This window comes from Pseudoalteromonas sp. BSi20495 (genome assembly GCF_000241185.1).
Taxonomy (GTDB): domain Bacteria; phylum Pseudomonadota; class Gammaproteobacteria; order Enterobacterales; family Alteromonadaceae; genus Pseudoalteromonas; species Pseudoalteromonas fuliginea.
In genome coordinates, this window is sequence record NZ_BADY01000062.1 from 1 (window position 1) to 5,591 (window position 5,591).

Consider the following 5,591-nt stretch of genomic DNA (forward strand, 5'->3'; position numbering starts at 1 on the left):
GTTTTTTATACTTTAATTTAATACTCAATTTGCGTCTTAATTAAAATCGATTAGAGTAATATCCATAAAAATAAGCTGTTCACTACTGGCCGGCCGCTAATGACTCGTTAAGTGCCACACTGTAAATATCGTAGGCAAGATGCGGTAAAATCAAAAGCTCATAACGGCTGCCTTTCGGCATCAGCATGAGTGCTTCTTGCAAACCTTCTATCGCTTCAGCTATTTCATACTCTGCCAATTGCTCGATTTGCCGCGTATCATAAAGCACATGCCCTGTTGCAGTCATCACGCGCTGCTGCACCTTAACAGTGTCATCCCATGAAGGTAGTTCGCCACTGCCAAACTCAATTACACAATACATTAAACCAGAACCTGTGACGTACACGCCAGGCTGCGTGATATATTGCTCAGTAAGTGGGTAGCGTCGTTCACTCACTTTTGAGTACTTACTCTGGGTATGGTGTAAAGTCATACACACTCTGCTACTTATTATTAATTAAGCGAATACCGTAAATACCACCAGCAATAGAGCCTTGCTCGGCGCTAAAACGCAGTGTTAACGATGATGCTTGTTGCATTACATCGGTTAACGGGTAATCAATGCTATAAAATTCTGTATCAGTTTGCTGAGTCGGCAAACTTACTTTTGCCAACACCTCACCATTAATAGTAATGGTTAACTTACTGCCTACATCAGCATTAAAATAACGAATACGCAGTGCCACTGCTTGCTGATCTGGGTTGGCTAATGTGTATTCAAACCAACCTGTTGCATCACGCCAATGGTGTCCATTATTTACGCCCGCGCGGGTGTTTTCGCCTTTATAGCCATGCTCTACTTCAGGCTGTTGCTCACCTGGTGTAATTTGGTCAACCGTCAATAATCGTAACTGCTCTTTTGCGTGTTCTTGTGCTTTTGAACCTTTTACAAATTGGGTGAATTCAGCTTCACTTTGCTGCGGCCAATAAACTTGATAGCGACTATCATGCAGCCTAAAGAACGGAATTAGCTGAGTTGTTTGTGTACTTCCTATGCCCTGCTGAGCAATAGCGACATTTTTATCTGTGGTAAATGCCAACTCTGCGCTAGGCGTACGCTTTAAATCAGCAATAAACTGCTCAGGTTCACTGAGCATGATAGGCAGTGCTTCGGGTGGACACGTAGGTCCCGCGGCAATATGACTCATGCGGCTGTTGTCTGCCACAAAATTCAACTGCTCGTTTTTAAATGCGTGTACTTTAGTAGCCATAACCACAGGACCATACAATACTGCATAATAATCTTGGCCATCCGGCAGTTGCTCTGTGTACAGCTTTGGCGCTAAAGTAAAAGTTAAGTTGTCGCCATCATGCCAGTCATGTTTTATTGCGTAATACCCCTGCTCTGCAGTGGCATTTATTGCTTTGCCATTAAGTTCAAATTGCAATTCATCAGTAACCCAACTTGGTTTACGAATATGTAGCTGCGCTGATGAGATATGTTTTTTATCTAATGTGTTAATCACTAAGGTTATATTATTAGCATCAGGAAAAAGGCTTTGTTGAGTTACTTTTAAGCCCTGTTGCTGCCAATCAAGCGTACTTGGAATAAATAGATTTACCCATAAGTTATCGTCATTTTTACTGTAGATCTGCTCACCATATTTACTATGATTTTCGATACCCGAACCTACACAACACCACATTGAATCTTGCACTGATGAATACATACGGTAGTGTCCTGGTCGCATTGATGTAAAATAAACCAAACCGCCATGTTCAGGGTGCTGCGATGATAAAATATGATTATACGTTGCCCGCTCGTAGTACTCTAAATAACGTGTATCAGCGGTTTTGAGAAACAGTAATTTACTGAGTTTCATCATGTTGTAAGTGTTACAGGTTTCAGGGCCTTCAACATCTTCAACCATAGGAGTAAAGTCGTTTTTATCGTGGAAATGCTCACTTACGCTGTTACCACCAATGGCCACTGAACGCTGTTTAGTCACTGTTTGCCAAAAGTAATCCGCGCCTTGTTGCCAAGCTTTATCATCACTGGCCTCAGCGACCTTCAACATACCAATAATTTTGGGAATTTGCGTATTCGCGTGTAAACCGGTCAGCTTGTCTTGTTTTTCTAGAAGCGGATCGATAATATTGTTATGGGTAAATTGACGTGCTAGTTTTAAGTAACGTTTATCGTTACCGATAGTAGCCATATCAGCAAATACCGCATTTAAACCACCGTATTCTGAATACAGCATCTGTTGAATTTGTTCATCGCTTAACTTAGCCGTTAAGTTTAAAAACCATTCGCCTAAATCAAACAGCATTGTTTTTGCTTGCTCACTGCCTGCAATCAAATAAGCATCACGCAGGCCGTGGAAAATTTTATCTATATTATAAAGTGGCACCCAACGATCATTTAAGCTAAATAAATCAGCTTTAATATTACCATCGTGAATTTGTTGCCACATTGCTTGACCATCTGGTATCCCACCTAAATAACCGTCATTAACCTGTTGCGCTCGTTGTAGCTCATTTAACATGTAATCTAAACGACGCTTTAGTTCTTCATCGCCAGTTGCAGCCCACGCAAGGCTTAACGATGATAAATAATGCCCACCAATGTGTCCATCAAGGCCTGTGTCTTCCCAGTTACCATACGATGGCGCTTTTTGCTCGATACCAGCTTCTCGTAAGTATGGAGCTAATAGTTGATCAGGATATAACGCAAGTAAATAACGCACATTCGTTTGTTGCGCGTGTAAAAAAGGACCTGCACTTAAACTTACTTGATTAAGTGCAAAGAGCTGTTGAGGTGTGCTCTGTGTATGTTGTGTATTATCAGTTTTGTTGCTTGTGATTAGATCTTCGCTGCAAGCAGATAAGAAGATTGCAGCGAATGAAAAACTAATAAAGTACGGTAATTTTTTTACTGCTAAATCAAACATACACAGAGCCTTTTTGTTATTATTGTTCGCCAGGTTTACCAAAAACTGGCATACCATTGTCATCCCAGTTTAGTGATTTTGTGAAGGTATGGCGGTCAGGATTCCAAAGTGGATCACCTTCAATCTCTGTATATTGGCGACAATGATAAACCAATACATCGTTACCATTTTCATCTTGGGTAAAACTGTTATGCCCAGGCCCAAACATCGACTTCGGCTCATTACTACGAAAAACCGGCTCTTGCACTTTTGTCCAACTATTTATATCTAATAAATCACTGTTTAGGTCAGAATATAACAAACCCATAGCATAATTTTCATCGGTAGCACTGGCTGAATATGTTAAGAATATTTTGCCATTACGTTTAAGTACATTTGGTCCTTCATTAACCCAAAAGCCGATTATTTCCCAATCAAGTTCAGGGATTGTTAACCGTGTTATTTCACCTGTAATTTGCGTAGGTGATGACATTTTAGCCAAGTACAGATTTGAGTTACCTTTTACACCCGGTTCTTTTTGTGCCCAACAATAATAAAGCTCATTTTTATGATAAAAAGTCGTAGCATCTAAACAAAAAGTATCCCATGGAGTTTCTATTTGACCGCAAAACTGCCACTCACCTTCAATCGGATCCATATCTTTACAGCTAATTGCATACATACGATGTTGAAATAAATCGTGCTTAATTTCACGACTAGGCGCCGCTGCAAAATATACATACCAAGCGCCATCATTGAAGTGAATTTCAGGCGCCCAAATAAGTTCTGAATACGGGCCAGTTTCTGGTTTCATCCACACTATTTTCGGCGTTGCGCTTGCAAGCCCTTCAAGCGTCTTCGCACGGCGTAGTTCAATGCCATCATACGCCGGAATAGACGCGGTAAAATAATAATAACCATCTGTGTGCTTATGAATATATGGATCAGCACGTTGTGGGATCAAAGGTTTAGGTAAAGTTGACATAAATGCTCCTAAATTTATTTCGGTAACCGTTGGCGTATCACCATATCGGTATAATATTGGTCGGTAATCTTGTATTTCTTTAAAATAAAACCAAGTAATGCATGGAAAACCCCAGGAATGACGGTAAGCATTAAAGCCAAGCCCATCAGTGTAAATTCAGATTGTTCAACGTTAGGCTTGTACTCGAAAAACGCCAGCAATAACCCCCCTGCAAGACCTGCTAAACCACCACCGGCTTTTTGGCAAAATGAGATGCCACCAAACGATAAACCTGAAGCACGTACACCATCTTTAATTTCCCCGTAATCAACAGCTTCGGCAATTGCAGACCAAAATACTGGCGCATGTAAATCAACCACAAAAGACAAGATAATGTATAGCACAAAGGCGAGGTAAACATCACCAGGTTGCACAGCAAAATACATCACAACAGAAATCACGAGTACAGCGATTTGTGACTGGCGGAATAACTTCATTTTGCAATAGCGCTGAGTGATCCAAGTACTGGCAACCATAGACACAATCGAGGCAGCAATACCAGCACTGGTGAACGCGCCAGCAAGGCTTGGTTCACCTAAATAATAGGTGGCATAATACATAGCAACACTGCCGCGAATTGCATAGCCTAACGTGCCAAGCACACAGGCTGCACACAGTAATAACCACTGGTCATTTTTCAGTAGTGCTTTAAATTGAGTAGCGATACTTTCAGTTTGGGGTTCATGGGTAATACGCTCACGCGTAGTAAAAAAGCAAAATAAGAATAGTGCCACACCACAAGTAGATACTAGAATCATAGCCAGTTTATAACCATGCGCAATATCGCCTCCGCCCCACATTGATGCTAACAAAGGCACAGAAAAGACAATGATTACATTGGCAATTTTTGCAAAAAACATCCGATAACCATTCGCCGATAAACGCTCTTTAGGGTCAGCCGTTAATACACCAATGTATGAAATATACGGGATAGCAACACCGGTAAACATCAAAGTAGCAAATAGGTAGGTAAGGTATGCCCATAGCAACTTCATGTTGTAATCAAAATCTGGGGTGGTGAATAGCAAAACGATTGCAATACCATAAGGCACTGATAAAAATAAGAACCAATGGCGGAACTGACCCCAGCGAGTTTTTACTTTATCGGTAATAATGCCCATTAATGGATCAGTAAACGCATCGACAAAACGCGCCACTAAAAATAAGATACCCATATCAACAGGGTCAAGGCCATAAATGTCGGTGTAGAAAAACGACATAAAATAAAATAACGCGGCAACCATCACATTGACTGCCATATCGCCAGCACCAAAACCGACTTTTTCTACAACTGATAACTTTTGATTTTCCATACAACTACCTAGTTTTTAAAATAGATGATAGCGGCTATCACCTATTTAAAATAATAAAGGCCAGCCAAACTAATATTATCAAGGTAAACTAATCCCTTGATAATGCCAGATGATAGCCACTGCATTCGTTATTTTTGTAAATTAAATGCTAATCACATTAATAGTATTATCATACTAATTAAATCGCAACTTTTTTCGTCCACTGAATGGTGTTTAATCAAAGCAAGGTTGTCAGCAGAGTAAGTTTAGAAGATACAAAAATAAGTACAGAAGAAATGCAATACAGATGGTTAAAGCCAGCTAACAACATCACCATCAAATAATCATGATCAATAAAGTAAA

The 5,591-nt window shown here is 40.3% G+C and carries 4 protein-coding genes; all 4 read right to left on the minus strand.

All coding sequences use genetic code 11. From position 1 onward, the window contains the following. Positions 1–82: 82 nt before the first annotated feature. Genes P20495_RS21315 through P20495_RS11425 form a run of 4 tightly spaced genes read right to left on the minus strand, consistent with a single transcriptional unit; the run spans position 83 to position 5,249 of the window. On the minus strand, positions 83–472 hold the full coding sequence (locus P20495_RS21315) for an FKBP-type peptidyl-prolyl cis-trans isomerase (RefSeq protein WP_008135854.1): 390 nt from the start codon (positions 470–472) through the stop codon (positions 83–85). A gap of 10 nt (positions 473–482) precedes the next feature. After that, positions 483–2,933 (minus strand): beta-L-arabinofuranosidase domain-containing protein, encoded by a 2,451-nt coding sequence (locus tag P20495_RS11435; RefSeq protein ID WP_008135855.1) that lies wholly within the window; start codon positions 2,931–2,933, stop codon positions 483–485. 19 nt (positions 2,934–2,952) lie between these two features. Continuing rightward, positions 2,953–3,897: a glycoside hydrolase family 43 protein gene (locus tag P20495_RS11430; protein WP_008135856.1), complete on the minus strand. Its 945-nt coding sequence runs from the start codon at positions 3,895–3,897 to the stop codon at positions 2,953–2,955. A 14-nt stretch (positions 3,898–3,911) separates the two neighbouring features. Further along, positions 3,912–5,249: an MFS transporter gene (locus tag P20495_RS11425; RefSeq protein WP_008135857.1), complete on the minus strand. Its 1,338-nt coding sequence runs from the start codon at positions 5,247–5,249 to the stop codon at positions 3,912–3,914. Positions 5,250–5,591: the final 342 nt, after the last annotated feature.